This is a genomic window from Streptomyces sp. WM6386 (assembly GCF_000972385.1).
Lineage (GTDB): Bacteria > Actinomycetota > Actinomycetes > Streptomycetales > Streptomycetaceae > Streptomyces.
Window position 1 is genome coordinate 1 of the sequence record NZ_JXTE01000347.1, and the last position, 653, is coordinate 653.

Annotated in this window: 2 protein-coding genes and 1 pseudogene; 2 read left to right on the forward strand and 1 reads right to left on the reverse strand. The window is 70.3% G+C overall.

Features of this window, described 5'->3' with window-relative positions:
* Window positions 1-308 (forward strand): annotated as a pseudogene (locus tag TN53_RS41635) (hypothetical protein); the annotation flags it as partial.
* Between the two features lie 10 nt (window positions 309-318).
* On the opposite strand, the gene TN53_RS49250 reads toward TN53_RS41635, so the two are convergent.
* Window positions 319-441: a hypothetical protein gene (locus TN53_RS49250; RefSeq protein WP_267886608.1), complete on the reverse strand. Its 123-nt coding sequence runs from the start codon at window positions 439-441 to the stop codon at window positions 319-321.
* Between the two features lie 26 nt (window positions 442-467).
* Between TN53_RS49250 and TN53_RS47660 the strand changes: the two genes are divergently transcribed.
* Window positions 468-623 carry a hypothetical protein gene (locus TN53_RS47660; RefSeq protein ID WP_159038269.1) on the forward strand — a complete coding sequence of 52 codons (156 nt, stop codon included), beginning with the start codon at window positions 468-470 and terminating at the stop codon, window positions 621-623.
* Window positions 624-653 lie beyond the last annotated feature (30 nt).

Genomic DNA, 653 nt, shown 5'->3' on the forward strand with positions numbered 1-653 from the left:
AGCCACTGGACTTCACCGAGCAGTACTTCCCGACCAAGCTGGTCACCGATCTCCAACTGGCCACTTCACCCCAGGTGAAGCGGCTCGTCGTCCATCCGGACGGGCTCACCGCCAACCCGACGCTCACCGTGCTCGCGGGCGACGGCCTGCTGGCGGGCCGCGTCCCGGCGGACCTGGACCCTGTGGTCGCCGACGGCTACCAGCACCTCGACGTGCTGACCGCCGCGCCCACCCAGAACAACGGCCGTCCCGAACCCGTCTCCACGAACTTGACGCAGTTCGCCCGGGACCCCGGCCAGGGAGCCTAGTAGGTCGCGGTCAAGGGGTGGATCGTGCGAGGCCCTTGAACCAGGCCGCCGTTGCCGTGCCGTTGTCGGACAGCCGGACCAGGTTGCCGCTGTCCGTGGTCCGTTTCTCGCCCGAGCAGTCGCCGACCAGCACGGCGAAGGTAGGAGAGCGGTTGCGGGGTGCCCTTCACGGTGGAGGGCACGGCCATCGCGGACAGGGTCGAGAAGCCGGAGTTCCAGGTTTCGTACGACGAGGGCCGGACCTGGACCACGGCGAAGGGGGTGGACGGCAGCCGGCTGTCGGTCAAGCACCCGGCCGAGCCGGGCACCGGCTAAGCCACGGCGTGTCCGGGAGCCGGCTCCCGG